General features: G+C 69.0%; 25 protein-coding genes. 16 read left to right on the top strand and 9 right to left on the bottom strand.

Annotation, left to right across the window (positions count from 1 at the left end; genetic code table 11):
- The first annotated feature begins 352 nt into the window (after window positions 1–352).
- From V7Z54_RS04925 to V7Z54_RS04915, 3 genes are read left to right on the top strand one after another with little or no spacing between them, the layout of a single operon-like run.
- Window positions 353–643, top strand: coding sequence for a CopG family ribbon-helix-helix protein (locus tag V7Z54_RS04925; RefSeq protein WP_334134799.1), 291 nt, complete (start codon window positions 353–355; stop codon window positions 641–643).
- Window positions 640–918, top strand: coding sequence for a type II toxin-antitoxin system RelE/ParE family toxin (locus V7Z54_RS04920; protein ID WP_334134798.1), 279 nt, complete (start codon window positions 640–642; stop codon window positions 916–918). The genes V7Z54_RS04925 and V7Z54_RS04920 overlap by 4 nt, the downstream gene beginning before the upstream one ends.
- Window positions 919–954: 36 nt before the next feature.
- Complete coding sequence (locus tag V7Z54_RS04915; protein WP_334134797.1) at window positions 955–1,299, top strand: RidA family protein; 345 nt, start codon at window positions 955–957, stop codon at window positions 1,297–1,299.
- Window positions 1,300–1,365: 66 nt separating this feature from the next.
- On the opposite strand, the gene V7Z54_RS04910 is transcribed toward V7Z54_RS04915, so the two are convergent.
- A complete protein-coding gene (locus tag V7Z54_RS04910) occupies window positions 1,366–1,785 on the bottom strand; it encodes an Lrp/AsnC family transcriptional regulator (protein ID WP_334134795.1) in 420 nt (139 codons plus the stop codon).
- Between the two features lie 464 nt (window positions 1,786–2,249).
- Here V7Z54_RS04910 and V7Z54_RS04905 point away from each other — a divergent pair, with 464 nt between their 5' ends.
- Window positions 2,250–3,317 carry an ornithine cyclodeaminase gene (locus V7Z54_RS04905; RefSeq protein WP_334134793.1) on the top strand — a complete coding sequence of 356 codons (1,068 nt, stop codon included), beginning with the start codon at window positions 2,250–2,252 and terminating at the stop codon, window positions 3,315–3,317.
- A gap of 60 nt (window positions 3,318–3,377) precedes the next feature.
- Here the strand turns inward: V7Z54_RS04905 and V7Z54_RS04900 are convergent, their stop codons facing one another.
- Window positions 3,378–3,842 (bottom strand): Lrp/AsnC ligand binding domain-containing protein, encoded by a 465-nt coding sequence (locus V7Z54_RS04900; protein ID WP_334134792.1) that lies wholly within the window; start codon window positions 3,840–3,842, stop codon window positions 3,378–3,380.
- 173 nt (window positions 3,843–4,015) lie between these two features.
- Here V7Z54_RS04900 and putA point away from each other — a divergent pair, with 173 nt between their 5' ends.
- Window positions 4,016–7,624 (top strand): bifunctional proline dehydrogenase/L-glutamate gamma-semialdehyde dehydrogenase PutA, encoded by a 3,609-nt coding sequence (gene putA, locus V7Z54_RS04895; protein WP_334134790.1) that lies wholly within the window; start codon window positions 4,016–4,018, stop codon window positions 7,622–7,624.
- Between the two features lie 108 nt (window positions 7,625–7,732).
- Here putA and V7Z54_RS04890 read toward each other — a convergent pair whose 3' ends face one another.
- The gene (locus tag V7Z54_RS04890; protein ID WP_334134789.1) at window positions 7,733–8,464 is read right to left on the bottom strand and encodes a YggS family pyridoxal phosphate-dependent enzyme; all 732 of its coding nucleotides are present in this window, start codon (window positions 8,462–8,464) and stop codon (window positions 7,733–7,735) included.
- 78 nt (window positions 8,465–8,542) lie between these two features.
- Here V7Z54_RS04890 and V7Z54_RS04885 point away from each other — a divergent pair, with 78 nt between their 5' ends.
- Genes V7Z54_RS04885 through V7Z54_RS04875 form a run of 3 tightly spaced genes read left to right on the top strand, consistent with a single transcriptional unit; the run spans window position 8,543 to window position 11,701 of the window.
- Window positions 8,543–9,586, top strand: a complete 1,044-nt coding sequence (locus V7Z54_RS04885; RefSeq protein ID WP_334134788.1) for a type IV pilus twitching motility protein PilT — start codon at window positions 8,543–8,545, stop codon at window positions 9,584–9,586.
- A gap of 49 nt (window positions 9,587–9,635) precedes the next feature.
- Complete coding sequence (locus V7Z54_RS04880; protein ID WP_334134787.1) at window positions 9,636–10,772, top strand: PilT/PilU family type 4a pilus ATPase; 1,137 nt, start codon at window positions 9,636–9,638, stop codon at window positions 10,770–10,772.
- Window positions 10,773–10,777: 5 nt separating this feature from the next.
- Window positions 10,778–11,701 carry an NAD(P)-dependent oxidoreductase gene (locus V7Z54_RS04875; RefSeq protein ID WP_334134785.1) on the top strand — a complete coding sequence of 308 codons (924 nt, stop codon included), beginning with the start codon at window positions 10,778–10,780 and terminating at the stop codon, window positions 11,699–11,701.
- Between the two features lie 51 nt (window positions 11,702–11,752).
- On the opposite strand, the gene V7Z54_RS04870 is transcribed toward V7Z54_RS04875, so the two are convergent.
- The 3 genes from V7Z54_RS04870 to V7Z54_RS04860 are packed head-to-tail and all read right to left on the bottom strand — an operon-like array spanning window position 11,753 to window position 13,501.
- Window positions 11,753–12,424, bottom strand: coding sequence for a BON domain-containing protein (locus tag V7Z54_RS04870; protein WP_334134784.1), 672 nt, complete (start codon window positions 12,422–12,424; stop codon window positions 11,753–11,755).
- Window positions 12,421–13,032, bottom strand: a complete 612-nt coding sequence (locus V7Z54_RS04865; protein ID WP_334134782.1) for an SIS domain-containing protein — start codon at window positions 13,030–13,032, stop codon at window positions 12,421–12,423. The genes V7Z54_RS04870 and V7Z54_RS04865 overlap by 4 nt, the downstream gene beginning before the upstream one ends.
- 19 nt (window positions 13,033–13,051) lie before the next feature.
- The gene (locus tag V7Z54_RS04860; protein ID WP_443082431.1) at window positions 13,052–13,501 is read right to left on the bottom strand and encodes a YraN family protein; all 450 of its coding nucleotides are present in this window, start codon (window positions 13,499–13,501) and stop codon (window positions 13,052–13,054) included.
- A gap of 1 nt (window position 13,502) precedes the next feature.
- Here V7Z54_RS04860 and rsmI point away from each other — a divergent pair, with 1 nt between their 5' ends.
- The 5 genes from rsmI to V7Z54_RS04835 all read left to right on the top strand — a co-directional run bounded on the left by rsmI (window position 13,503) and on the right by V7Z54_RS04835 (window position 19,754).
- Entirely contained in the window at window positions 13,503–14,453 is a 951-nt protein-coding gene (gene rsmI, locus V7Z54_RS04855; RefSeq protein ID WP_443082430.1) for a 16S rRNA (cytidine(1402)-2'-O)-methyltransferase, read from the top strand.
- Window positions 14,454–14,544: 91 nt separating this feature from the next.
- Window positions 14,545–15,297, top strand: coding sequence for a DUF502 domain-containing protein (locus tag V7Z54_RS04850; RefSeq protein WP_334134779.1), 753 nt, complete (start codon window positions 14,545–14,547; stop codon window positions 15,295–15,297).
- Window positions 15,294–17,957, top strand: a complete 2,664-nt coding sequence (locus tag V7Z54_RS04845) for a bifunctional acetate--CoA ligase family protein/GNAT family N-acetyltransferase (RefSeq protein WP_334134778.1) — start codon at window positions 15,294–15,296, stop codon at window positions 17,955–17,957. The genes V7Z54_RS04850 and V7Z54_RS04845 overlap by 4 nt, the downstream gene beginning before the upstream one ends.
- 239 nt (window positions 17,958–18,196) lie before the next feature.
- Entirely contained in the window at window positions 18,197–18,748 is a 552-nt protein-coding gene (gene phaP, locus V7Z54_RS04840; protein ID WP_334134777.1) for a TIGR01841 family phasin, read from the top strand.
- Window positions 18,749–18,905: 157 nt separating this feature from the next.
- Window positions 18,906–19,754 (top strand): 3-hydroxybutyryl-CoA dehydrogenase, encoded by an 849-nt coding sequence (locus V7Z54_RS04835; protein ID WP_334134775.1) that lies wholly within the window; start codon window positions 18,906–18,908, stop codon window positions 19,752–19,754.
- 180 nt (window positions 19,755–19,934) lie between these two features.
- Here the strand turns inward: V7Z54_RS04835 and moaC are convergent, their stop codons facing one another.
- Window positions 19,935–20,432: a cyclic pyranopterin monophosphate synthase MoaC gene (moaC, locus tag V7Z54_RS04830; protein ID WP_334134801.1), complete on the bottom strand. Its 498-nt coding sequence runs from the start codon at window positions 20,430–20,432 to the stop codon at window positions 19,935–19,937.
- A gap of 268 nt (window positions 20,433–20,700) precedes the next feature.
- On the opposite strand from moaC, the gene V7Z54_RS04825 reads away from it, so the two are divergent.
- Complete coding sequence (locus V7Z54_RS04825) at window positions 20,701–22,428, top strand: M48 family metalloprotease (RefSeq protein ID WP_334134774.1); 1,728 nt, start codon at window positions 20,701–20,703, stop codon at window positions 22,426–22,428.
- Between the two features lie 31 nt (window positions 22,429–22,459).
- The gene (locus V7Z54_RS04820) at window positions 22,460–22,909 is read left to right on the top strand and encodes a DUF3717 domain-containing protein (RefSeq protein ID WP_334134772.1); all 450 of its coding nucleotides are present in this window, start codon (window positions 22,460–22,462) and stop codon (window positions 22,907–22,909) included.
- Here the strand turns inward: V7Z54_RS04820 and purB are convergent.
- Window positions 22,870–24,324 (bottom strand): adenylosuccinate lyase, encoded by a 1,455-nt coding sequence (gene purB / locus V7Z54_RS04815; protein WP_334134771.1) that lies wholly within the window; start codon window positions 24,322–24,324, stop codon window positions 22,870–22,872. The two genes, V7Z54_RS04820 and purB, sit on opposite strands and share 40 nt — an antisense overlap.
- 102 nt (window positions 24,325–24,426) lie before the next feature.
- Between purB and V7Z54_RS04810 the strand changes: the two genes are divergently transcribed.
- On the top strand, window positions 24,427–25,050 hold the full coding sequence (locus V7Z54_RS04810; protein WP_334134770.1) for a glutathione S-transferase N-terminal domain-containing protein: 624 nt from the start codon (window positions 24,427–24,429) through the stop codon (window positions 25,048–25,050).
- Between the two features lie 189 nt (window positions 25,051–25,239).
- Here V7Z54_RS04810 and V7Z54_RS04805 read toward each other — a convergent pair.
- A partial coding sequence (locus tag V7Z54_RS04805) for an ATP-binding protein (protein WP_334134769.1) occupies window positions 25,240–26,094 on the bottom strand: 855 nt, incomplete at its 5' end.

Here is a 26,094-nt window from a genome sequence, read left to right as displayed (position 1 = left end):
CCGCACGCCCCAACGCGGGCGCCACCTTCTGGTTTACGCTGCCGCTGGCTGGCGCAGAAGCCCAGTCCGACCGCGCTGCCGTGTCGGCATCGCCGGTCGGGGATCACAACCGGGGGAAATGATCTAGCCTGTCTTTCGCGCCTTTGCACGGGATCGGTCCACGCCCACCCAGCAACCGGGTGGGTGCCTTTGACAAGCGTAGACTACAGCCGAGCAGCACGCCAACGCCTCGGCCAAGAACAAACCTCCCATCCATTCGCCCCCATTCCCGCGCCCCTGCCCGGACGCGGCGTTCGGTGCTACGATGTTCCCACCCAGTCACCCTGTAACAACCAACGACAGCGCCCTCACCATGAATGAGGCCACTTTTACGTTCCGGGTCGATAAAGCGCTGAAATCCCAGTTCGCCGCGGCGGCCAAAAGCCGCGACCGCCATGCCGCGCAGCTTCTGCGCGACTTCATGCGCGACTACGTTCGGCAGCAGCAGGAAGCCGCCGAGCATGACGTCTGGTTTCGCCGCCAAGTGCATATCGGTCTTGACTCCGCCAAGGCCGGCCATCTGACGACGGCAGCTGAGGTTGAAGCGCGTTTTGCTGCCAAGCGGGCAGCCACACGCCGTCGGCTTGCCGCGTCCATCGAATGACGCTGTTGTTCTGGACACCCGAGGCGATACAGGATCGCAGCGATATCTACGAGTACATCGAAGCCGACAACCCGGCTGCTGCAGTGGCGCTGGACGAGTGTATAGCGGATAACGCCGGGCGGCTGGTCGATCAACCCGGCATGGGTCGCCCCGGTCGCGTCGCCGGCACCCGCGAGCTGGTGGTTCATCCGAACTATATTCTGGTCTACGCCGTCGTCGGTGAGGAGGTGCGGGTGCTGCACGCGGCCCGACAGTGGCCCCCGCAACGGCGTTGACCCCTCCCCCGCCGTGAGGACAACCGATCAACCACCATGGTGCAACGCTTCGATGTCGGCCCCCGCCTGTCGGAAATGGCCATTCACAACGGCACGGTCTACCTGGCCGGGCAGGTGCCGGGCGATCCGACCCAGGATATCGAAGGCCAGACGCGGCAGGTGCTGGGCATGGTCGATGCGCTGTTGGCGCGCGTCGGCACCGACAAGACCCGGCTGCTGATGGTGCAGATCTTCTTGGCCGACCTAGCCGATTACGAGGGCATGAATCGCGTCTGGGACGCCTGGGTGCCGGCTGGCCACACGCCGCCGCGCGCCACCGTGCAGGCGCGGCTGGCCGACCCGCGCTGGAAGATCGAAATCGTCGCTACGGCCGCGCTGTAGCACATCCGAGACCGGACCAGACCGTCGCACCGCTGCAGCGCGACGCTGGGCCGACTCGCCGCGCCGTCAGCGGTAGGTGCGCAGGTGGATGCTGGTTTCGGTGCTGTGAATGCCCTTGATGAGCCGGATGCGCTCCAGGATGTCCGACAGCTCGTGCATCGAGGTCGCCTCCAACTCGGCCAATAAGTCCCAGCGGCCGTTGGTGTCGTGCAGTTTGACCACACCCGGCTCCCCCAGCAGGCTGGCGATCACCGCGCGCGTCTGGTTGCCCTCCACCAGGATGCTCATCCAGGCGCGGATGCGGTCGGGCTCGGACTCGGGCCGCAACCGCACCGTATAGCCCAGGATCACCTGCTTGTCCTCCAGGCGGCGCATCCGGTTGGTGACGGTGCCGCGCGAGACCTTGAGCTTGTGCGCCAGGTCGGCCACGCTCAGGCGCGCGTTGTGCCGCAGCAGCGCGATCAGGGCATGGTCGAGCTCATCCATGGCAGCGGTTCTCCGCAGCGGCCACGGCCATCGCCCCGACGGCTCGCGCGCTGCCCGGCCTGTCGGCGCGAGCGCGTGGCGGTGCATCGTACACACGGCGCAGATCCTCCCATACGCTCATCTTTGGCCTCCTCATCCGGCAATCGATGGTGCACACGGCGCGGACCGGCCGCGCAGCGTGGAGCGCCCTGACCGCAAACCCCATACGACCCGGCCTCGCTGGACGGTGACCGCACCCTTTGCCATTTTGATCAATAGCTCCTGACGATATGACAGTGAATCACCATTGTGCCAGCGTTTTGCCGTTTTACATTGATACAGTCTTGCGCAACACTGCGCTCCACGGCAACCGTCGGCGGCGGACCGTGGTGATGACGCTCCGCGGCGCCCGCGGGGGCCCTCGCGCCGACGGTCTCCCCCATTTCAATGACCCGAGCGCAATGACCCGACCGGAGAACCTGAACATGACTTCCCCGACCGCCCTGCGGCCGACCCCCCGTTACCTCAGCGCCCCTGCGCTGGTGCGCCTGGTGCAGACGCTGGGCGTGCCGACCTGCCTGCGCGAGATGGCCGCCGCCATCCGGGCCGACTTTTGCCGCTGGAGCGAGTTCGACAAAAGCGCGCGCGTAGCCCATCACTCGCCAGTAGGCGTCATCGAGTTGATGCCGATCGCCGACGCGCAGCGCTACAGCTTCAAGTACGTCAACGGCCACCCGAAAAACACGCACGAGGGCCTGCCCACGGTGATGGCCTTTGGCGTGCTGGCTGACGTGGCCACCGGCGCGCCGCTGCTGCTCAGTGAGCTGACGCTGACCACCGCGCTGCGCACCGCCGCCACCTCGGCGCTGGCGGCGCAAGTACTGGCGCGTCCCGACAGCCGCGTCATGGCGCTGATCGGCAACGGCGCGCAGGCCGAATTCCAGGCGCTGGCGTTCCAGCACCTGCTGGGCATTCGAGAGCTGCGCCTGTTCGACATCGACCCTGCGGCCACCGACAAACTCATCGCCAACCTGGCCGACAGCGGCCTGACGCTGACGCGCTGCGCCAGCACCGCCGAGGCGGTGCGCGGGGCCGACATCGTCACCACCGTCACGGCCGATAAAACCAACGCCACCATCCTGACGCCGGAGATGGTCGAGCCGGGCATGCACATCAATGCCGTGGGTGGCGACTGCCCGGGCAAGACCGAGCTGCATGCCGACGTGCTGCGCGGCGCGCGCGTGTTCGTCGAATATGCGCCGCAGACGCGCATCGAGGGCGACATCCAGCAGTTGCCTGCCGACTTTCCGGTCACTGAACTGTGGCAGGTGCTCACCGGCCAGGCCCCGGGACGAGCGAGTGCCACCGAGGTCACGGTATTCGATTCCGTGGGCTTTGCGCTAGAGGATTTTTCCGCGCTGCGCGTGGTGCATGAAGCGGCCAAGCGGCTGGGGCTGGGCCAGGAGCTGGACCTCATCCCTGAGCTGGACGACCCGAAAAACCTGTTCGGCATCTTGCGTGCGCGCAGAGCAGCGCTGCGTCGTGCGGCTTGACGCGACGCCTGCCGCTGCGCGGCCAGACGAAAAGGGGGCACACCAGCGCGGGCCCGCCGATCAAAACAGCGGCAGGCGGTGGGTGTGCTTGACCTCCTCCATCACCGCATAGGTGCGGGTCTCGCGCACGCCCGGCAGCTGCCACAGCACATCGCCGGCAAAGCGCCGGTAGTCGGCCATGTCTGCCACGCGCGTTTTCACCAGATAGTCGAAGCCGCCAGCCACCATGTGGCACTCCAGCACCTGCGGCGACGCCTGCACCGCCGCCTTGAACTCCTCGAACACGTTGGGCGTGGTGCGGTCCAGCAGCACCTCCACGAACACCAGCAGCCCCGCGCCCAGCTTGGCGGGGTTGAGGCGCGCCTCGTAGCCCAGGATGTAGCCCTCGCGCGTGAGGCGCTGCACGCGCGCCAGCACTGCCGTCGGCGACAGCGCTACGGTCTCGGCCAGCTTCAGGTTGGTGATGCGCCCGTCGCGCTGCAGCACGTCGAGGATACGGAGGTCGATACGGTCAAGGTCGCTCATGGGGGTGCGGGTTGAGCACGGCACTGCACGCAGCACGGATCGGGCACCACAGAAAATCATTCCAACAGGCCCGACGTTAGTGCTTTTTTCTGTCGCAAGGTCATTTTTTCGAATCTCATTCAGTTAATAAGGTATCACACTCTGCACTTGTTCAGCCCTGATCATCGTTTGCCATGAACGCTGCCACCGACACGCTCCACCTGCAGCCAACCCCTAGCGGCAGCCCCTGCCTGCGCTGGGCCAGCCCGGTTATCGCGCGCGCCGCAACCATGGCGGCGCTACACCCCCTGCACCGCGCCCCCGAACCCGATCTGCTGCGGGCGCTACTGCAGCGCGCCCAGCCCGATACGGCGCAGCGCGCGCGCATCGACGCGCTGGCGCAGCGGCTGGTGCAGGGCTTGCGCTCGCGCGCCCCACAAGCCGGCCGCGAAGGGCTGGCGCAAGCCCTGCTGCAGGAGTATGCGCTGTCGTCGCACGAGGGCGTGGCGCTGATGTGCTTGGCCGAGGCGCTGCTGCGCATTCCTGACGCGGCCACGCGGGATGCACTCATCCGCGACAAAATCGGCCGCGGCGACTGGCGCGCGCATCTAGGCCGCAGCCCATCGCTGTTCGTCAATGCTGCCACCTGGGGCCTGCTGCTGACTGGCAAGCTCGCCGCCACCCACAGCGAAGACGGCTTGGGCGGGGCGCTGACAGCGTTGCTGCGCCGCGGCGGCGAACCGCTGGTGCGCAAAGGCGTGGATCTGGCGATGCGACTGATGGGCGAGCAGTTCGTCACCGGCCAAACCATCGCCGAAGCGTTGCGGCGCGCCCAGCGACGCCAGGCGCAGGGCTTTCGCTACTCCTACGACATGCTGGGCGAGGCGGCACTGACCGAAGACGACGCGCAGCGCTACTTTGACGCATATCGCATGGCCATCGAGGCCATCGGCGCGGCCAACGGCGGGCGGGGCGTCATCGACGGACCGGGGGTGTCCATCAAGCTGTCGGCGCTGCACCCGCGCTACAGCCGCGCCCAGTACGCGCGCGTCATGGACGAGCTCTACCCACGGCTGCGCACACTGGCCGAGGCGGCTCGAGCGGTCAACATCGGCTTGCATATCGACGCCGAGGAGTGCGACCGCCTGGAGCTGTCGCTCGATCTATTGGAGCGGCTGTGCCACGAGCCGTCGCTGGCCGGATGGGACGGCATCGGCTTCGTCATTCAGGCTTATCAAAAACGCGCCCCTGCGGTAGTCGATCACGTCATCGCCCTGGCGCGCCGCAGCGGCCACCGCCTGCTGGTGCGGCTGGTCAAGGGGGCCTACTGGGACAGCGAGATCAAGCGCGCCCAGCTCGACGGGCTGGACTATCCCGTCTACACCCGCAAAGCCTACACCGACGTGTCCTACCTGGCCTGTGCACGCGCGCTGCTGGCCGCACCCGATGCGGTGTTTCCGCAATTTGCCACCCACAACGCGCAGACCTTGGCGGCCATCTACGAAATGGCCGACCCCGCCGCCTGGCATCCACACCAATACGAGTTTCAGTGCCTGCACGGCATGGGCGAGCCGCTGTACGAGCAGGTGGTGGCACCCGTGGCGGCGGGCGGGCTGGGCCGTCCGTGCCGCATCTACGCCCCGGTGGGCACCCATGAAACGCTGCTGGCCTATCTGGTGCGCCGCCTGCTGGAAAACGGGGCCAACACCTCGTTCGTGCACCGCATCGCCGACGCCAACACGCCGGTTCAGGCGCTCATCGAACACCCCGTGCACACAGTGCAGGCCTGGGCACAGGCCGAAGGCACGCTCGGGCTGCCCCACCCGCTGATTGCAGCCCCGACGGCGCTGTACAGCGCGCAGCGGCACAACAGCGCGGGTCTAGACCTGACCGACGAAGACAGCCTGCACCGCCTGCAGGCGGCACTCGATGCGCTCGACGCCACAGCGGTCCACGCCGCCCCGCTACTGGCGAGCGACACGGCAGCGGGCACGCGCCCCGCGCGCGCCATCCACAACCCGGCGCGCCAGGCGCAGCGGGTGGGCCTTGCGCAGGAAGCCACCGCCGACGACGTGGCGGCGGCGCTGACGGCAGCGGCCGCCCATGCCGCCACCTGGGCCGCCACCGCCTCCGCCGCGCGCGCGCAGGCGCTGTGTCGCGCCGCCGACGCGCTGCAGGACGACCTGCCCGCCTTCTGCGCGCTGCTGATGCGCGAAGCGGGCAAAACCGCCGCCAACGCCGTGGCCGAGGTGCGCGAGGCGATCGACTTCCTGCGCTTCTATGCCGCCCAAATCACCGACCCCCACTGGCCGCACGATGCCCAGCCCTGGGGCGTGGCGGTGTGCATTAGCCCCTGGAACTTTCCACTGGCCATCTTTACCGGGCAAATCGCCGCCGCGCTGGCAGCGGGCAACGTGGTGCTGGCCAAGCCCGCCGAGCAAACACCGCTGGTGGCCGCGCGCATGACCGCGCTGCTGCACCAAGCGGGTGTGCCACGCGCGGTGCTGCAGCTGCTGCCCGGCGCGGGCGAGACGGTGGGCGCGGCGCTGGTGGCCGACGCGCGCGTGGCGGCGGTGCTGTTCACCGGCTCCACCGAAGTGGCGCGGCTGCTGCAGCGCACGCTGGCACAGCGCGTGGTGACACGGGCCGACGGGCAGGTCTGCCCGCCCGTGCTGGTGGCCGAAACCGGCGGCCAGAACGCCATGGTGGTGGACACCTCGGCGCTGCCGGAGCAGGTGGTGCAAGACGTCATCACCTCGGCCTTCGACAGTGCGGGCCAGCGCTGCTCGGCGCTGCGCGTGCTGTGTGTGCAAGAGGAAGTCGCCGAGCGGCTGCTGACGCTGCTGCGTGGCGCCATGGCGCAGCTGCGCGTGGGCGACCCCGGGGAACTGGCCACCGACGTCGGCCCAGTGATCGACGCCGACGCCCAGCGCACCATCGCTGCGCACATCGATGCCATGCGCACACGCGGCTGCCGCGTCTGGCAGCCGCCCCTGCCCGCCGAGGCTGCCGTCGGCACCTTCGTGCCGCCCACGCTCATCGAAATCGACGACCTAGCGCAACTGCGACAGGAAGTCTTCGGTCCCGTGCTACACGTGCTGCGCTGGCGGCGCGAGCGGCTGCCGCAGCTCATCGACGCCATCCACGCCACCGGCTACGGGCTGACCTTCGGCGTGCACAGCCGCATCGATGAAACCATCGAACACCTGTGCGCTGCGGTGCGCGCGGGCAACCACTACGTCAACCGCAATATGGTGGGGGCCGTGGTGGGGGTGCAGCCCTTTGGCGGCGAGGGGTTGTCTGGAACGGGCCCGAAAGCGGGCGGGCCGCTGCTGCTGTACCGGCTGCTGGCCAACGCCCCGTCCGACGCCGTGGCGCGCGCGCTGGCGTTTAGCGACGCGCCCCACCCGGATGACTGGCGCGCCCCGGTGGTGCTGCGCGGCCCCACCGGACAGCGCGACACCTACCAATTGCTGCCGCGGCAGACGGTGCTGTGCCTGAGCGCTGATGCGGCCGTGCGCGACGCGATGGCGACCTGGGTGCACCAACACGGCGCCGAGGCACTGCCGTGCGCTCCCGACAGCGTACCTGCCGCCGCTGCCACCGATACCGCCCTGTTCGCTGGCGATGCAGCCGCACTGCTGACCGCACAGGCAGCGCTGGCCGCGCGGCCCGGGCCGGTGATCCCGCTGTTCCGGTGGCAGGGCGCGGCCACCCCGCTGCTGCCGCTGGTGGTGGAGCGCAGCCGCAGCACCAACACCGCCGCCGCAGGCGGCAACGCCAGCTTGATGACGCTGGACTGAACCCTACGGCCGGGGCGCCTCACGGCTTCGCGGGAAGGCAGGAGGGGGATACTCCAGCCCCCCCTGGGGGACCAGCCGTGACTTCAGTGTTACCGAAACGGTCGCGGTCTACGCTGGCCGGTTGGACGGCGGGTTGGCGTACAACCGCCGCCCAAAAATCGCGCTGCCCACGCGCACCATGGTGCTGCCCGCAGCAATCGCCGCCTCCAGGTCATCGCTCATGCCCATCGACACGGTATCGAAATCGGGTGGCGCCTGCAGCGCTTGGCGCAGTGTCTCGAACACCTCGGCCACCCGGGCAAAGACGGCGCGCATCGCCTGCGGGTGCGGTGCCGGATCGGGAATGGCCATCACGCCGCGCAGGCGCAACCGGGGCAGCGCCGCCACCGCACGCGCCAGCGCCAGCGCCTCCGCCGGCGACACGCCCGCCTTGGTGGCTGCGCCATCCACATTGACCTGGATGCACACCTGCAGCGGCGGCCGGTGCGCGGGACGCTGGGCGCTGAGGCGCTCGGCGATGCGCAGCCGGTCCACCGACTGCACCCAGTCGAAGTGCTCGGCCACGGCGCGCGTCTTGTTGCTTTGCAGCGGCCCGATGCAGTGCCACTCCAGCCCCACCACGCCCGCCTCGCGCAGCGTCTCGATCTTGGCTACACCCTCTTGGACATAGTTTTCCCCGAAGGCCCGCTGCCCGGCCGCCGCGGCGGCTGCCACCGCGTCAGGGCCGAAGGTTTTGGACACCGCCAACAGCCGCACCGTGGCCGGGTCCCGTCCGCAGGCCACACAGGCACGCGCAATACGCTGCTGCACAGCTTGGAGGTTGTTTGCAATCGTTGCCATAATGGGAATGTCAAAGGGATGGAGGTACGCGCCGCCTGCGGCACGTCAACGAAAACGATCTCGCGAAAGCGCTCTTCGATGGATGTCACCCAACTGCTGGCTTTTGCCGTCAAGAACAATGCTTCGGACCTGCACCTGTCGGCCGGGCTGCCGCCGATGATACGGGTGCATGGCGACGTGCGTCGCATCAATCTCGAGCCGCTGGACCACAAACGGGTGCACGGCATGGTGTACGACATCATGACCGATGCCCAGCGCAAGGCGTACGAGGAGTTCCTGGAGTGCGACTTCTCGTTCGAGATCGCCGGTCTGTCGCGCTTTCGGGTCAACGCCTTCAACCAGCACCGCGGTGCCGCCGCGGTATTTCGCACCATTCCGTCCAAGGTGCTGACGCTGCAGGACCTCAATGCCCCGCGCATCTTTGCCGACCTGGCCATGAAGCCGCGCGGGCTGGTGCTGGTCACCGGCCCCACCGGCTCGGGCAAATCGACCACACTGGCGGCGATGGTCGATCACCGCAACGAGCACGACCCGGGTCACATCCTCACCATCGAGGACCCAATCGAGTTCGTACACGAATCGAAGAAAAGCCTGGTCAACCAACGCGAGGTCGGGCCGATGACGCACTCGTTCGCGGCGGCGCTGCGTTCGGCGCTGCGTGAAGACCCGGACGTGATCCTGGTCGGTGAGATGCGCGACCTGGAAACCATCCGGCTGGCGATGACCGCCGCCGAGACTGGGCACCTGGTGTTTGGTACGCTGCACACCTCCAGTGCTGCCAAAACCGTCGACCGTATCGTCGATGTTTTCCCCGCCGAGGAAAAGGACATGATTCGCGCCATGCTGTCCGAATCGCTGGTGGCGGTGATCTCGCAGACGCTGCTCAAGACCGCCGACGGCAAGGGCCGCGTGGCCGCACACGAGATCATGATCGGCACACCTGCGATCCGCAACCTGATTCGCGAAAACAAGGTGGCGCAGATGTACTCCGCCATCCAGACCGGTCAGCAGCACGGCATGCAGACGCTCGACCAGGCCCTGATCGACCTGGTGCGGCGCAATGTCATCACTGCGGCCGAGGCGCGCACCAAGGCAAAGAACCCGGAAAACTTCCCGCTGTAGGCCCTGCGTCAGCCCACCCCTCCGACCGACCCGCCCGTGTGCGCACACCATGGAACGCGACCAAGCCAGTCACTTCATTCACGAACTGCTGCGGCTGCTGGTCAGCCGCAACGGCAGCGACCTGTTTTTGACCGCGGACTTTCCGCCCGCCATCAAGGTCGATGGCGTCATCACCAAGGTGTCGCCGCAACCGCTCACCGGACAGCACACGCAGGCGCTGGCGCGCGCCATCATGAACGACAAGCAGGCGGCGGAGTTCGAGCGCACCAAGGAGTGCAACTTCGCCATCGCGCCGGCCGGCATCGGGCGCTTCCGCGTCAACGCCTTCGTGCAGATGGGCAAAGTGGGCTTGGTGCTGCGCACCATCCCGTCCAAGATTCCGACCATCGACGAGCTCGGTCTGCCGCAGATCCTCAAGCAGCTGGCACTGTCCAAGCGCGGCATCTGCATCGTGGTGGGGGGCACCGGCACCGGCAAATCGACCACGCTGGCCGCGATGGTGGACTGGCGCAATGAGCACACGCACGATCACATCGTCACCATCGAAGACCCGATCGAATTCGTGCACACGCACAAGAACTGCATCATCACGCAGCGCGAGGTCGGCCTCGACACCGACAGCTGGGAGGTGGCGCTGAAGAATTCGCTGCGGCAGGCCCCCAACGTAATCCTGATGGGGGAAATTCGCGATCGCGAGACCATGGAGCACGCGATCGCGTTTTCCGAGACCGGCCACCTCTGTCTGGCCACGCTGCACGCCAACAGCGCCAATCAGGCCATGGAGCGTATCATCAACTTCTTCCCGCAAGACCGCCACCAGCAGCTGCTCAAGGACGTGTCGCTCAACCTGCGCGGCATGGTGGCACAGCGCCTGCTGCCACGCGAGGATGGCAAGGGGCGAGTGGCCATCGTCGAGGTGCTGCTCAACAGCGCGCTGATCGCCGACCTGATCATGAAGGGAGAAGTACAGGAGATCAAGGAAGTGATGAAGCGCAGCACCGAAGTGGGCATGCAGACCTTCGACCAGGCACTGTTTAACGCTTTCGAGGCCCACCAGATATCCTACGAGGACGCGGTGCGCAACGCCGACTCGCAAAACGACATCAAGCTGCGCATCAAGCTGGAAAGCCAGCGCGCGCGCACCAGCGATCTGGCCGCCGGCACCGAACACCTGCGAATCGTTTGATCGTCGTGAGCACCACCGCCATCCAACCCAAAGCCCACTACGAGGTCACGGCCCCGCGCCGTGTCGCTTTTCTGGGACTGGGCGTCATGGGCTACCCCATGGCCGCCCATCTGGCCCTGGCTGGGCACCGTGTCACCGTCTACAACCGCACCCCGGCCAAGGCGCAGACTTTCGTGCAGACGTTTGCGCATCTGGGCGTCGACGCGGCCCCGACACCGCGCGCTGCGGTGCAGGGCGCCGAATTCGTGTTCGCCTGCGTTGGCAACGACGACGATCTGCGCAGCGTCGTGTGGGGCGAGGCGGGCGCATTTGCCGGCATGGCGCCGGAGGCCATCTTCGTCGATCACACCACCGCCTCGGCTAACGTGGCGCGCGAGCTGTACGCTGCAGCCCGCCAGCGCGGCCTGCATTTCATCGACGCTCCGGTGTCAGGCGGTCAGGCTGGCGCGCAGGGCGGCGTGCTCACCGTCATGTGCGGCGCAGACCCCGAACCGTTCGAGCGCGCCCGCCCCGTCATCGCCGCTTACGCGCGCGCCGTCACCCGCATCGGCAACAGCGGCTCTGGCCAGCTGGCCAAAATGGTCAACCAGATTGCGATCGCCGGGCTGCTGCAGGGACTGTCGGAGGCCATTGCGTTTGGGCTGCGCGCCGGGCTCGACATGCCGCTGGTGCTGGACGTCATCGGCAAGGGCGCCGCGCAGAGCTGGCAATTGGACAACCGCGGCAAGACGATGGTGGAAGACCGCTTCGACTTTGGCTTCGCGGTCGACTGGATGCGCAAGGATCTGGGGCTGGTGCTGGAGGAAGCCAGGCGCAATGGCAGCACGCTGCCCGTCACCGCTTTGGTGGATCAGTTCTACGCCGACGTGCAGGCCATGGGCGGCGGCCGCTGGGATACGTCGAGCCTGATCCGGCGCCTGCGCCGCTGAAGCCGCACGTGCGGGCCGACGCGCAGACCGCCCGCCCGCTGGCACCCCAGCTCAGCGGCCCGGAGAATGGTCGGCGGCGCTCGGCCGGGCCGCCTGCATGCGCGCCAGATCGGCTTCGGTGATGAACTCGAAGACGCGCACCACGCGCTGCACGCCGGAGATCGAGCGCGCAATCTCAGTGGCACGGTCGGCTTCGCGCGGCGTCACCAGCCCCATCAGATACACGGTGCCGCGCTCGGTCGTCACCTTGAAGGCATTGGCCGACAAATCCTTGGCATCCACCAGTGCGGCCTTCACCCGCGCGGTCACCAGCGCATCGGCCGACCGTGCGGTCAGCGAGGGCGACCCCATCACGGCCAACTCGTCGATCAGGCCCAGCACGTTCTCCACCCCGCGCACCACCCGCAGCGCCGTCTGTCGGTCGGCCTCCGAGGCCACCTCCCCGGTCAACAGCACGCGCCGGTTGTAGCTGGTGACGTTGATGCGCGCGCGCTCGCCCAGCTGCTCGCGCAGCCGGTGGGACGCCTTCATCTCGATCGTCTGATCCTCGAGCTGGGTGGCGGTGGTGCGCCGGTCGGTAGCCACCAGCACGGCGCCCCCCACGGCGGCGCCGGCCACCAGCGGCGCGCAGCCACTCAGCGCCCCCAGCAGCGAGGCGCCGAGCGCACCGGCGGTCAGCAACAGCAGGCCACGGCGGGCCAGCAGGGCAGACGAAGCATTCATGGTTCGAGGTTCTCCGTTTCCAGCTCGTCGCCGAGCAGTTGCACATCCAGCGCGTCGCACAGCGCGTGCAGCGCCACCAGTTGCGCCTCGTGCACGCGGGCGGCGCGCTCCGTCGGCACCGACACCAGCACATCGCTCTCCCGCAACAGCGCCAGCAGTTCTCCGGCGCGGGTACCCGTCAGGGCCACGACGGTCATTTCGCGCTCGTGCGCCGCCGCCACAGCGGCCAACGCATCCGGCCCCGGCACGCCGGCGCAAATCAGCACCAGCACGTCACCCGGCATACCCAGCGCGCGCAACTGGCGCACCATCGGCTCTGCGGCGGCTTCGGTGCCCAGCGCGCTGGTGACGATGGCCGCGTTGGCCCCCAGCGCCAGGGCGGCCAGCTCGGGCCGGTCACGCTCGAAGCGCCCCACCAGCTGCGCCACGAAGGACTGCGCCAAGGCCGCCGATACCCCGCTGCCCCAGGCCAGCACCTTGCCGCCGCCAGTCAACCCGGCCAGCACAACCCCCACCGCCGCCTCCAGTGCTGGCCCCACCGCCTGCGCACACTGGAACTGCAGATCGGCACCGTCGACGAAGTGCTGTTGAATACGGTGCAAAAGCATACGCCGCTATCTTATCGGGTCAGTCCCAGGCACCGGCCTCGAACGCCGCCCGAATCCACTCGATGCGAGGCGCCTGCGCGCGCTCGAGTTCCCCGTCCACCAGCACCGCATCGAAGCGGCACGGCGGCACGCTGTGCAGCCGGGCCAGAAAGTGCCGCGCCGCAAACACGATGCGGCGCTGCTTGGCCCAGCCAATGCTGGCGGCAGCGCCCCCGTGCGCGTCGCTGCTGCGCTGGCGAACTTCCACGAAGACCAGCGTGCCGTCCGGCTCGGCCATAATGAGGTCCACCTCGCCGCCGCCCCGTCCGGGGCTGCGCACGTTGCGCGCCACCAGCCGCAAGCCGCGCGCCTGCAGATACTGCAGGGCCAGCGTTTCGGCGCGGTCGCCGCGCACGCGGGTGGGGTCGGTGCGGCGCGGCGGCACGCGCTGCGCCGGGTCGTTTGCCGTCGTCCTTCGCTGTCCTCGCATCGTGAATCCCCCCGCTTCGCCCGATAGCGCCGACCCCGCCAGCGGCTCCCTGTCCGCCTTGTTCGCACTGGCGCGGCAGCAGCATTATCCGCCCTCAGCGCTGTACGTGGTGGCCACGCCAATCGGTAATGTGGCCGACATCACCGTGCGTGCGCTGCAGGTGCTGCACCTGGCCGATGCGGTGGCATGTGAGGACACGCGCCACACCGCGCGCCTGCTGCAGGCCTGCGGTGTGCAAGCCGAGTTGCTGGCGGTGCACGAACACAACGAGGCGCGCATGGCCGAGGTGGTGCTGGCGCGGCTGCGTGCCGGCCAGCGCATTGCCTATGTCAGCGACGCCGGCACCCCCGGTGTCAGCGACCCGGGCGCGCGCCTGTGTGCCGCGGTGCAGGCTGCCGGGTTGCGCACCGTGCCCGTTCCCGGTGCCAGCAGCGTCACGGCGCTGCTTAGCGTCGCTGGCGTTGCCGAAGGAGCGGTGACCGTCGTCGGCTTCCTGCCGGCGCGTGGCGCGGCGCGCCAGCGCGCCTGGCAGCGCTGGCGCGGGCTCAACAGCGGGCTGCTGCTACTTGAGGCACCGCACCGCATCGACACCCTGGCCGAGGAACTGCGCACATTCGGTGCGCGCCGGCTGACCGTGGGCCGTGAACTGACCAAACAGTTCGAAGAGGTGGTGACGCTGCCCTGCGCCGATTTCGCGGCGTGGCTGAACGCCGCCCCCCAACGCCGTCGCGGCGAGTTTACGCTCCTGATCCACCCGCTCGCAACGGCCGATCACGACGCCGCGCACGAGGCCCTGTCGCCCCACGCGCAGCACGTGCTGCAGCTGCTGCTGCAGGAACTGCCCGCCGCCAGCGCCGCCCGCCTGACCAGCGCCATCACCGGCGCCCCGCGTGATGCGCTCTATCGCGCCGCCCTGGCGCTGCGCCGCGACGGCCACGACCCGGCCGCCTGACCCGATGGGCGGCCGTGCAGCCCTGGGGCGCGCACGGCGCATGAGGCGGGCCGCCACGGGTATGCCATCAAAATGTGCTACATCTGCGGCTATGAAGCGCCTGTCCCAGTACTTCCTGCGAGGCCTGCTGACCGTGCTGCCCATCGGCATCACGCTGTACGTACTCTACGCCCTAGTGGTCTGGTCGGAACAGGTGGCGCTGAAGCTGCTGCGGCCGCTCATCGGCGACTTCTACGTGCCGGGCCTGGGGCTGCTGCTGACGGCGGCGCTGGTGTTGCTGGCCGGTTTCCTGGTCTCCACGGCGGCCACCGCGCGCTTGCTGCAGTGGATCGAACTGCCCTTTACCAACCTGCCGGTGGTCAAGAGCATCTACAACTCGCTCAAGAGCTTTGCCGACTACTTCGCGCCGCATACCAAAGATGCGCCGTCGCAGCAAGTGGTGGTGCTGCGGCCGCCCGGCAGCGAGTGGGAGGCTGTGGGGCTGGTGACGCGCCAGTCGGCACACGACCTGCCGGCAGGCTTCCTGCGCGGCGACCGCGTGGCCGTGTATCTACCCATGGGCTACATGATCGGCGGCTACACCCTGTTCGTGCCCCGCAGCTGGATCACGCCCATCGACCTGTCGGTGGAAGAAGCCATGCGCTCGTCGCTGATCGCCTGGATGGCGTCGTCCGGGCGCATCATGCCCGACACCGCGACGGCCGCGCCCACCGCTGCGGACACGCCAGCGGCGCATGCACGTGCGGCCGCGCCCGCTGACACCGCCGCGCCCGGCTCCACCCCAGTGCCGTCCACCGCCGGCACGGCTGCCGCGTCCGCCTCCCGCTGCGACCACCGCCCATGAGTATCCGCAACCTCGAATACCTGTTCGCGCCGCGCCGCGTGGCGGTGTTCGGTGCCTCCGACCGACCCGGCAGCGTCGGCGCCACCGTCTGGCACAACCTCGCGCGCGGCTTTCGCGGCGAGCTGTTTGCCGTCAACCCGCGTCAGCCCGACCTGGGCGTGCCGGTGGCACGCGACCTGGACGACCTACCCGCCGCCCCCGACCTGGCCGTGATCTGCACACCCCCGCCCACCGTGCCGGATCTGATCGCCCGACTGGGCGACAGCGGCACGCGCGCCGCAGTGGTGGTCACCGCGGGATTGAGCGCCAGCCAGAAACAGACCATGCTGGACGCCGCCCGGCGCCACACGCTGCGCATCCTGGGGCCGAACTGCATTGGCATGCTGGTGCCGCACCTGGGGCTCAACGCCAGCTTCGCCCACGCCGACGCGCAGCCCGGCCCGATCGCGTTCCTGTCGCAGTCCGGCGCGTTGGTCACCGCGGTGCTCGACTGGGCCAATCACCGCGGCATCGGCTTTTCGCATTTCGTCTCGCTGGGTGACGGGGCGGACGTCGACTTTGGCGACCTGCTGGACTATCTGGGCAGCGATGCGCGCACGCGCGCCATCCTGATGTACGTCGAGTCGGTGAGCGCGCCGCGCAAGTTCATGTCGGCAGCACGGGCGGCGGCGCGCAACAAGCCCGTCATCCTCGTCAAGTCGGGCCGCTCGGCGCAGGGCAGTCGGGCCGCGGCTTCGCACACCGGGGCGCTGGCTGGGTCGGACGACGTATTCGACGCCGCCATCTCGCGCGCGGGTATGCTGCGCGTCCATACCCTGCACCAGCTGTTCCTGGCAGCAGAGCTGCTGGCGCGCTTTCGCGACAACCGCAGCGAACGGCTGCTGGTGTTGACCAACGGCGGCGGCGCCGGTGTGATGGCCGCCGACGCCGCAGCCCACATGGGGGTGGAGCTGACGCCGCTGGCCCCCGAGCTGGTGGCCCGGCTGGATGCCGTGCTGCCCAGCAACTGGTCGCGCGCCAATCCGGTGGACATCATCGGCGACGCGCCCGCGCAACGTTACGTGGACGCGCTGCGCGTGCTGCGCGAAGACCGCGATAGCGCCATCTTGTTCATCCAGGCGCCCACCGCCATCGTGCCCAGCGACACCATCGCCGAGGCGCTGCTGCCGCTGGCCGCCGAGCACCCGCCGCGGGTGCTGGGCTGCTGGCTGGGGCACGGTGCAGTGGAACCGGCACGGGCGCGCTTTCGCGCCGCGGGCATCCCCGACTTTCCCACCCCCGAGGAGGCGGTGCGCGCGTTCTCCTTCCTGCGCCAGTACCACCGCCACCAGGCCGAGCTGCTGGAGACGCCGCCCGCGCTACCCGAGGGCCTGACCCCTGATGTGTCCGGCATCCGGCGCATCGTCGAGGCGGCGCTGCAGGCCGGCCGCAGCTGGCTGACCGAGCCGCAGGCCAAGGCCCTTCTGGCCTGCGCGGGCATCCCCGTCACCCCCATGCGCACCACAGCCCCCGACCCGCAGGCCGCGGCCGACGCCGCAGATGCGCTAGGCTACCCGGTGGTGCTGAAGATCCTCTCCGACGACATCACGCACAAGTCCGATGTCGGCGGCGTGCGGCTTGATCTGCACGACGCGCAGGAAGTGCGCGAGGCCGCGCGCGCCATGCTCGAGTGCGTGGCCTGGCGTCGCCCCGACGCGCGCGTCGAGGGCTTTACCGTGCAACCCATGGTGCGGCGGCGCCACGCGCACGAGCTCATCGTTGGCGCCAGCATCGACCCGCTGTTCGGCCCCGTCATCCTGTTTGGCCAGGGCGGCACGGCAGTCGAGGTGGTGGCCGACCGGGCGCTGGCGCTGCCGCCGCTCAACGTCACGCTGGCCGAGTCGCTCATCGAGCGCACGCGCGTGGCTCGCCTGCTGCGCGGCTACCGCGACGTGCCGCCTGCGCACCGGCCCAGCATTCACCGCACGCTGCTGGCCGTGTCGCAGCTGCTGGCCGACGTGCCCGAGATCGCCGAAATCGACATCAACCCGCTAGTCGTCGATGCCGACGGGGCCGTGGCGCTGGACGCGCGTGTGCGCCTGAGCCCAGACAGACCGGCGGGGGCAGCGCGCTTTGCCATCCGCCCCTACCCGCAGGAACTGGTGCAGACGCTGCACTGGCAGGGCCAGCAGCTGACCGTGCGCCCGATCCGCCCCGAGGACGAAGCGCAGCATCTGGCCTTTCTGGAGCAGATGGACCCGCAGGACATCCGGCTGCGCATCTTCTACAGCCGGCGCAGCATCGAGCATAGCGAACTGGCGCGCCTGACCCAGATCGACTACGACCGCGAGATGGCCTTCATCGCCACGCGCACCGGCCCCGACGGTCGGCCCGAGACGATCGGCGAGGTACGCGGCATCTGTGACCCCGACAACGACACCGCCGAGTACGGCATTTTGGTGCGCTCGGATCTCAAAGGCCGCGGCCTGGGACGGCTGCTGATGCAGCGCCTCATCGACTACCTGCGCGATCACGGCACGCGGCGCATCGTCGGCGCCGTGCTGCGCGAAAACCAGCCTATGCTGGCGCTGGTGCAGCGGCTGGGCTTTTCGATCCGCCCCCACCCCGACGATCCGGAGTTGCGTTGGGTGGAGCTGCCGCTGCAGCCAGCACCCGTCTGACGCCGCGATACCCCTGGGGCCTGGCACACCCGCCGCCTCGGTTGCCCGCCAGCACCACGACCGTTCGTCGGTTTTTTGTTGCAGCGCAACAATATCCCTTGCAATCCGGCGGCGTCCCCCTATACTAAGACTTATGTTGCAGCGCAGCATGCGCACTCCCAGTGCGGAACGCGTGCGGCCCTCGGGCCAGCCAGCGCTCGACACACTGCTGTCCACCACCCACCTCAAGGAGTCCTGCCATGATGACCATCGAACAAATGATGTCCGTGCACAAGAAAAACGCCGCCACCGCGTTCGACCTCGCCGACAAGGCGCTGGCCGGCGTGGAAAAGCTCGCCGAGCTGAACCTGCAAACCGCCAAGACGCTGCTGGCCGAAACGGCCGAGCACACGCAGGCCATGCTGTCCGTCAAGGATATGCAGGATTTGGTGGCGCTGCACAACGCGATGCTGCAGCCGCTGGGTGAGAAGGTGGCCGCCTACAACCGCCATCTGTACGACATCGCCACCGGCGTCAGCGCCGAATTCACCAAGGTGGCCGAGGCGCAGGCGGCCGAATCGCACAAACAATTTCTCGCCGCGCTCGACAGCGCCGTCAAGAACGCGCCCCAAGGCACCGAGCCGGCCGTGGCCGCCGTCAAGCAGGCGGTCTCCACCGCTGCCGCCGCTATGGAGTCGGTGCAGAAGGCGGTCAAACAGGCCAGCGAGCTGGCCGAAGCCAACCTGAAGGCCATGGTCAGCACCGCCAGCACCGTCACCAAGGCGCCGCGCGCCACCAAGGCTGGCGCCTAAGCCTCGCCCCTAGCGGTGCCGTAGACAGGCGCTGCAGGCCAGGCCTGCTTGGCCTGACGTAGTCCACCCGCCCCCCTACAGCACCCGCTGTGGGGGGTTCTTTTTGCAGCGCCGCATAATCGGGTTTCCGCACCCTACCCCAACAGGAGTCAGACACATGCACATCGACACCGTCGGCATTGTCGGCGCCGGCACCATGGGCAACGGCATCGCCCAGGTCTGCGCCACCACCGGGCTCAACGTCGTCATGGTGGATATCAGCGACGCCGCACTCGCCAAAGGGCTGTCCACCATCGGCACCAGCCTGGATCGGCTCATCAAGAAAGAAAAAATCTCCACCGCCGACAAGGACGCCGCGCTGGCGCGCATCCGCACCTCCACCGTCTACGACGATCTCAAAAGCGCGCAACTCATCATCGAGGCCGCCACCGAAAACCTCGAACTCAAAATCAAAATCCTGCGCCAGCTCGACGCGCTGCTAGCGCCCGAGACGCTGGTGGCCACCAACACCAGCTCCATCAGCATTACGCAGCTGGGCGCCGTCACCGGCCGTGCCGACCGCTTCATTGGCATGCACTTCTTCAACCCGGTGCCGATGATGGCGCTGGTGGAGATCATCCGCGGCCTGCAAACCAGCGACGCCACGCACGATGCGGTACGCGCGCTCGCGTTGCGCCTGGGCAAGACACCCATCACGGTCAAGAACTCGCCGGGCTTCGTGGTCAACCGCATCCTGGTGCCGATGATCAACGAAGCCTTCTTCGTGTTGGCCGAGGGGCTGGCCACGCCCGAGGACATCGACGCCGGCATGAAGCTGGGCTGCAACCACCCGATCGGCCCGCTGGCGCTGGCCGACATGATCGGGCTGGACGTGTGCCTGGCGGTGATGAACGTGTACTTCGCCGAGTTCAACGACAGCAAGTACCGCCCCTGCCCGCTGCTGAAAGAACTGGTGGCGGCCGGACGGCTCGGCCGCAAGACCGGACGCGGCGTCTATTCCTATTGATCCGGATCGCCCCTGCCAAGCGCTGCCCCGGTGGCGTCCCGCTAAAAAACCAGCACCGCCGACGCCCAGGGCAGCGTCATCCGGGCAACGTCATGGACGCCGCCGCAGTCGGCGGCACCCGAACGGCGGGGACTGATTCCAACGCCCGCCGGCGCGAGCGCAAGCAGCGGCTGACGCCACTCAGCACGCCACAAAATGGCCCGACTTGCCGCCGCGCTTTTCCAACAGGCGCACGTCGCCCATCACCATGCCACGATCGACCGCCTTGCACATGTCATAAATCGTCAGCAGGGCCACCTGCACCGCGGTCAGCGCTTCCATCTCCACACCGGTCGGCCCCACCGTTTCGGCAGTGGCCTGCACCCGCACGGCACCCCGCTCGGGCTCGATGACAAAGTCCAGTGCCACGCGCGTCAACGCCACCGGGTGACACAGCGGAATCAGCTCGCTGGTGCGCTTGGCGGCCAGGATGCCCGCAATGCGCGCCACCCCCAGCACGTCGCCTTTCTGGGCCGACCCCTGCTCGATCAATGCCAGCGTCGCCGGCTGCATCGTGATGCGGCCCTGCGCCACCGCCACCCGGTGCGTGGCGGCCTTGGCGCCGACGTCCACCATGTGCGCCTGCCCCTGCGCGTCGAAATGCGTCAGCGGCGACCCCTGCGCCGGAACTGCGGCCAGCGTGCCAGAAGCGGGCACACCAGCGGCGCCATCGCCGCCGGCCCCTGCGGAGCCCGGCGCCGCAGAGACGTCGGCCACACCCGGCCGGGACACCTCATCCGTGGTGGGTGCGGACACAGCGCGGCAACGGTCAGCGGTCATGGCCCCTCATCCGAAACGGTTGACAGTCGGTTGCACGGCAGCGCAATGCCGACGCCGTCAGACGGCTGACGGACGACCGGCTCGGCACCGGCGCGAATCTTGACGCAACCGTGGGATCATAGCGGCTATGCACACGCCCCATGGCACCCCACCGGCACCGCAACCCGACGCAGCCACCCAGGCCGATGCGGCCGGTGCCGTACGCTGGCGCCCCGTCGCCTGCACGCGCCGCCACTGGTTGGCCGGCGCACTGCGCAGCGCGTTTGCGGCGCCGCTGGCACGCGCGCTGCTGCCTTGGCTGGCCCCCGCGCTGGGCGCGGGTAGCGGGCTGGCGGTATCGGCCAGCCGGGCCAACCCACTGCCTGCGCTGGGTGACGGCTCGGACATGACCGTGACCGAGGAGCGGTGGCTCGGTGACCAGATCGCGCGCAGTCTCTACCGCGACCCCGCTTATCTGGACGACCCGGCGCTGGACGATTACCTATCCGCCCTGTGGCAGCCGCTGTGGCAGGCGGCGCGCCAGCGCGGCGACCTACCCGACGATCAGGCCGAGCGCTACGCCTGGCGGCTGCTGCTCGGACGCGACCGCACCGTCAACGCGTTCGCCCTGCCCGGGGGCTATTTCGGCGTGCACCTGGGACTGATCGCCGTCACCGGCAGTGCCGACGAACTGGCCTCGGTGCTGGCACACGAACTCAGCCACGTCACGCAGCGCCACATCGCCCGGCTGCTCAGCCGGCAAAGCCAGCAGGCGCCGCTGGTATTGGCAGCCATGATTCTGGGGGCGCTGGCGGCCAGCGCCTCGCGCAACGCCGACATCGCCAGCGCCGCCATCGCCGGCGGACAGGCAGTGGCGCTGCAAAACCAGCTCAATTTCTCGCGCGACATGGAGCGCGAGGCCGACCGCATCGGCCTGGGGCTGCTGGTGGGCGCGGGCTTCGATGGGTACGGATTCATCGGTATGTTTGAGCGGTTACAACAGGCCGCCCGTCTGAACGACGACGGCAGCTTTCCCTACCTGCGCAGCCACCCGTTGACCACCGAACGCATAGCCGACATGCGCGCGCGGCTGCCCTTGGCCGCCGTTGCGCCGTCACGTGCCGCGGCCGTCTCGCCGCGCCTGCACGCGTTCATGGCGGCGCGCGCCGCCGTGCTGGCCGACCCCACCCCCGACCGCCTGCGCGCCCACGCCAGCGGCACCGGCAGCGGTGCCGCTCGCCCCTATGCGCAGGCGCTGGCGGCGGCCCTGCTGCGCGAGGGTGATGCCGCCTGGCGCGCGCTGACCACCGTGAAGGATGCCGCCGCCGGTGACGCTGACGCGCAGCGCGCCGCGCGTCAGCTGGAACTGGAACTGGCGCTGATGCTGGCCCCAACGAGCCCCGCGGTGGCGCGCCCGGGTGGGTCGCTTCAGACGGGCGCGGACACCGTCCTGCCCGGCGACGGGCGCACCGGCTTGACCGACGCACTGGAGCAAGCCCTGGCCGACGGCAGCCGCGCCAGTCTGCTGCTGGCGGCACGTGTGGCGCCGCTGGCGGCAGCCCCGTGGCCGGCCCGCGTGCAGCCGCGTCTGCAGGCCTGGTGCGTGCAACACCCGGACGACGGCAGCGCCTGGCTGACGCTGGCCGGCCTGCTGCACGCCATGAGCCGCCCGGTGGCGGCGGCGCGCGCCGAAGGCGAGGCGCAGCTGGCCCGCCTCGACCCTCAGGGCGCGCTGGACCGCTTTCGCGCCGCGCAGCGGCTGGCGCAGGAGCGCGGCGAGCGCGACCTGCTGGAGCTGTCGGTGTTGGACGCACGGGCGCGCCACGCGCAAGCCCTGCTGCAGGACCAGGCCGCCGAGGCCGCCCGTCGCCGCTGACGGCGCGGCCCATGCGGCACAATCGCGCCCCATGGCAGGCATCCACATCACCGATATCGAAGCCGCCATCAACTATTGGCGCGCGCGCGCGCCGTCACCCGATGGCGTCACCCTCGGTCCCGAACTGCGTGCGCTGGCCGAGGTCTATGCGCTGATGGCCTACTACCGCGAAGACGAAGTGGACGAGCGCACCATGCCGCGCGCGGCCTGGGCCGCGTGGAAAGCGTGGTACGACACCACGCCCGACACCCCTTGCATCGCCATTTGCTCCACCAACCAGGGCGATGCGGTGTGCAAGGGCTGTGGGCGCACGCACGACGAAGTCACCCGCTGGCCCACGATGACACCCGGCGAAAAACGCGCCGTCTGGCGCCGCATCACACTCGACGGCAGGGCTTGGCGCTACAACCTCTACGCCGAGCGCGCCGTCGAGAACCAGGCTCAGACCCGGCGCGCCAGTGCCGACGCCAAGCCCGTATAGTCGGCGGGCGTCAGCGCCAGCAGCCGCGCCTTATCCTCAGCGGGAATGTCCAGCGACGCGATCAGCGCGTGTAGCGCCTCGGCCGTCACCGCCTGGCCGCGCGTGGCGGCCTTGAGTGTTTCGTAGGCGCCGGGCACGCCATGGCGGCGCATCACGGTCTGGATGGGTTCGGCCAGCACCTCCCACGCAGCGTCCAGATCCGCCGCCAGCGCCGCCGGGTCGAGCTCCAGCTTGCCCAGGCCGGTGAGCAGCGACTGGTGCGCCAGCACCGCGTAGCCCAGCGCCACGCCCATGTTGCGCAGCACGGTCGAGTCGGTCAGGTCACGCTGCCAGCGGCTGATGGGCAGCTTCTCGGACAGGTGGCGCAGCAGCGCATTGGCCAGCCCCAGGTTGCCTTCGGCGTTTTCGAAGTCGATCGGGTTGACCTTGTGCGGCATGGTGGAAGAGCCCACCTCGCCGGCCTTGAGCTTTTGCCGGAAGTAGCCCAGGCTGATGTAGCCCCAGACGTCGCGCGCCCAGTCGATCAGGATGGTGTTGCTGCGCGCCACGGCGTCGAACAGCTCGGCCATATAGTCGTGCGGCTCGATCTGGATGCTGTAGGGCTGGAACGTCAACCCCAGGCCGATGGGCGCATCGGCGGGTGTGGCGGGGCCCGGCGCCGGCGTCTCCACCACGCTGCGGCTAAAAGCCTCCCAGTCCACCTCGGGACAGGCGACGACGTGCGCGTTGTAGTTGCCCACCGCGCCGTTCATCTTGGCCAGCAGCCGTACCGTCGCAATGCGCTCGCGCGCTGCCTGCAGCCGCGCCACCACGTTGGCCAGCTCCTTGCCCACGGTGGTGGGGCTGGCGGTCTGTCCGTGGGTGCGGCTGAGCATGGGCTGCGCGGCCCAGGCGTGGGCGGCCTCGCGCAGCCGCGCGATGATGGCATCCAGCCCCTGTAGCAGCACGGCGCGGCCGGCCTGCAGCTGCAGCGCGTGGCTGGTGTTGTTGATGTCCTCGCTGGTGCAGGCAAAGTGCACAAACTCGCCGGCGCGCTGCAGCTCGGGCCAGCCGGCAAACACGCCTGGCACGCCCAGCTCGGCGTTGCCACGGATCCAGTACTCCACCGCCTTGACGTCGTGGTTGGTGGTGCGCTCAATCGCTTTGATGGCGGCCGCATCCGCAGGTGAGAACTCGCGCACCACGCGCCGCAGATGGGCCCGCGCCGCCAGTGACAGTGGCGGAAACTGCGGCAGGCCTAGGTCGCTGAGGCGCTCGAACCACGTCAACTCCACCTGCACGCGCCGCTGCATGAAGCCGTACTCGCTAAAAATGGGCCGCAGCGCCGCCAGCTTGGCGGCGTAGCGCCCATCCAGCGGCGACAGGGCGGTGACGGCGGCATCGGGTGCAAGAGGGGCGTCAGCGTGGGCATGCATAGTGCCCCGATTGTAGGTGCGCCCTCCGGGTCCGCGACGCCGGGCGGCGATGGCGCAGAATCCCTACAATCGGCAGCCCCTCCGGAACATGCGGACTCGACCATGAAGCTCAAACTGATCGGATCGCTGACCAGCCCCTACGTGCGCAAAGTGCGCGTGGTGCTGGCGGAGAAGAAGCTCGACTGCCAGTTCGTGCTGGCCGACCCCTGGTCGCCCGACTCTCCAGTGACGGACAGCAATCCGCTCGGCAAAGTCCCCTGCTTGGTGATGGAAGGCGGCGAGGCAGTCTTCGACTCGCGCGTCATCGTCGAGTACCTGGACACGCTGTCGCCGGTGGGCAAGCTGATTCCGGCTAGCGGCCGCGAGCGGCTGGAAGTAAAAACCTGGGAAGCGCTGGCCGACGGGCTGCTGGACGCAGCGGTGGCGGCGCGGCTGGAACAGGCCTGGGCCGGGCGCGCCGCGCACGAACGCTCGGCGGCGTGGGTCGAACGTCAGCTGCAGACGGTACTGCGGGCACTCAAAGCCATGAGCTTGGGGCTGGGCGACCGGGCGCATTACCACGGCATCCACCTGACGCTGGCCGATATCGCCGTCGGAGTAGCGTTAGGCTACCTGGATTTTCGTTTCCCGGACATCGACTGGCGCAGCGCGTACCCCAACCTGGCACGCCTGCACGAGCGGCTGCAGCAACGCCCCAGCTTCGCGGAAACGCTACCACCGGCCTGAAGAAAAAGGTACCGCGAAGCCCCCGCCGGGACAACAGGAGGAGGGAGGGAGGAGGAGAACCGCCCCGGCAGACTGTGGCCTACATCCGTGCAACCACCGGATGCACCCGGCTTCGCGGTACACGTAACCGAATGACATCTACTCGCTGAGACCGATCTCCTTGCGGGAAGTTCCCCGCCAGCGCGCCGTTCAGCTGCCGTCCGTCGGTTTATCGGGGGCGCGCGGCAGCCACAGTTCGGCGCGCAAACCACCCAGCGTCGCCACCGACAGGCGCAGCTCGCCAGTGTAGAGTGCAGCCACCTCGCGCACGATGTCCAGGCCCAGACCGCTGCCTGGCACGCGCTCATCGGCCCGCACACCGCGCTGCAGCACCGCTTGGCGCTGCGCCGGCGACAGCCCCGGGCCGTCGTCCTCCACGGCGATGCACAGACGCTGCCCGTGGCCCGAGGCGAGCAGCCGCACACGTGCGCGCGCCCACTTGCAGGCGTTGTCCAGCAGGTTGCCCACCATTTCCTGCAGATCCTGCACCTCGCCAGCAAAATGCAGACCGGGCGGTGGCGGCGCCAGTTCGACGACGCGAGCGGCGGCGTCGGAGCGGCTGGCATACAGCTTGCCCATCAGCCGCACCAGCCCCTCCAGCACCGGCGCCACCGGCACGCGCCGAGCCGCGGCACTGGCACTGGCGGCACGCGCACGGCGCAACTGCCAGTCCACTTGGCGGCGCATCGCGTCGATCTGCTCCTGCATCTGAGCAACCAGCTCGGCGCGCGGCAGCGTCGCGTCGTCGGTCAGTGTGGTCATCACTGCCAGCGGTGTCTTGATCGCATGGGCCAAATTGCCGGCGAGTCGGCGTGCCCGCTCCACCACCTGCTCATCGTGCGCCAGCACACGGTTGAAATCATCCACCAGCGGCTGCACTTCGCTCGGAAAATCGCCCTGCAGCCGGCTGGCGCGGCCGGCGCGCACGGCCTGCAGCGCCGCCCCCAGCGCACGCAGTGGCTGCAGCCCCAGCCGCAGCTGCACGCCCACGGCCAGCGCCAGCGC

It is taken from the genome of Tepidimonas sp. (genome assembly GCF_036824975.1).
In the GTDB taxonomy this organism is placed as follows: domain Bacteria; phylum Pseudomonadota; class Gammaproteobacteria; order Burkholderiales; family Burkholderiaceae_C; genus Tepidimonas.
Note: the sequence above shows the minus strand (reverse complement) of the source record. Positions and strands in the feature narration are given on the sequence as shown.

Bases quoted from the DNA above. Each gene is read 5' to 3' on its own strand.
- V7Z54_RS04810 (WP_334134770.1), top strand. From the start codon at position 24,427: ATGAAGCTCAAACTGATCGGATCGCTGACCAGCCCCTACGTGCGCAAA.
- V7Z54_RS04925 (WP_334134799.1), top strand. From the start codon at position 353: ATGAATGAGGCCACTTTTACGTTCCGGGTCGATAAAGCGCTGAAATCC.
- V7Z54_RS04865 (WP_334134782.1), bottom strand. From the start codon at position 13,032: ATGCTTTTGCACCGTATTCAACAGCACTTCGTCGACGGTGCCGATCTG.
- V7Z54_RS04900 (WP_334134792.1), bottom strand. From the start codon at position 3,842: ATGAGCGACCTTGACCGTATCGACCTCCGTATCCTCGACGTGCTGCAG.
- putA (WP_334134790.1), top strand. From the start codon at position 4,016: ATGAACGCTGCCACCGACACGCTCCACCTGCAGCCAACCCCTAGCGGC.
- V7Z54_RS04910 (WP_334134795.1), bottom strand. From the start codon at position 1,785: ATGGATGAGCTCGACCATGCCCTGATCGCGCTGCTGCGGCACAACGCG.
- V7Z54_RS04820 (WP_334134772.1), top strand. From the start codon at position 22,460: ATGGCAGGCATCCACATCACCGATATCGAAGCCGCCATCAACTATTGG.
- V7Z54_RS04885 (WP_334134788.1), top strand. From the start codon at position 8,543: ATGGATGTCACCCAACTGCTGGCTTTTGCCGTCAAGAACAATGCTTCG.
- V7Z54_RS04835 (WP_334134775.1), top strand. From the start codon at position 18,906: ATGCACATCGACACCGTCGGCATTGTCGGCGCCGGCACCATGGGCAAC.
- V7Z54_RS04860 (WP_443082431.1), bottom strand. From the start codon at position 13,501: ATGCGAGGACAGCGAAGGACGACGGCAAACGACCCGGCGCAGCGCGTG.
- V7Z54_RS04850 (WP_334134779.1), top strand. From the start codon at position 14,545: ATGAAGCGCCTGTCCCAGTACTTCCTGCGAGGCCTGCTGACCGTGCTG.
- V7Z54_RS04825 (WP_334134774.1), top strand. From the start codon at position 20,701: ATGCACACGCCCCATGGCACCCCACCGGCACCGCAACCCGACGCAGCC.
- V7Z54_RS04845 (WP_334134778.1), top strand. From the start codon at position 15,294: ATGAGTATCCGCAACCTCGAATACCTGTTCGCGCCGCGCCGCGTGGCG.
- phaP (WP_334134777.1), top strand. From the start codon at position 18,197: ATGATGACCATCGAACAAATGATGTCCGTGCACAAGAAAAACGCCGCC.
- V7Z54_RS04870 (WP_334134784.1), bottom strand. From the start codon at position 12,424: ATGAATGCTTCGTCTGCCCTGCTGGCCCGCCGTGGCCTGCTGTTGCTG.
- V7Z54_RS04905 (WP_334134793.1), top strand. From the start codon at position 2,250: ATGACTTCCCCGACCGCCCTGCGGCCGACCCCCCGTTACCTCAGCGCC.
- V7Z54_RS04915 (WP_334134797.1), top strand. From the start codon at position 955: ATGGTGCAACGCTTCGATGTCGGCCCCCGCCTGTCGGAAATGGCCATT.
- V7Z54_RS04920 (WP_334134798.1), top strand. From the start codon at position 640: ATGACGCTGTTGTTCTGGACACCCGAGGCGATACAGGATCGCAGCGAT.
- V7Z54_RS04890 (WP_334134789.1), bottom strand. From the start codon at position 8,464: ATGGCAACGATTGCAAACAACCTCCAAGCTGTGCAGCAGCGTATTGCG.
- V7Z54_RS04880 (WP_334134787.1), top strand. From the start codon at position 9,636: ATGGAACGCGACCAAGCCAGTCACTTCATTCACGAACTGCTGCGGCTG.
- purB (WP_334134771.1), bottom strand. From the start codon at position 24,324: ATGCATGCCCACGCTGACGCCCCTCTTGCACCCGATGCCGCCGTCACC.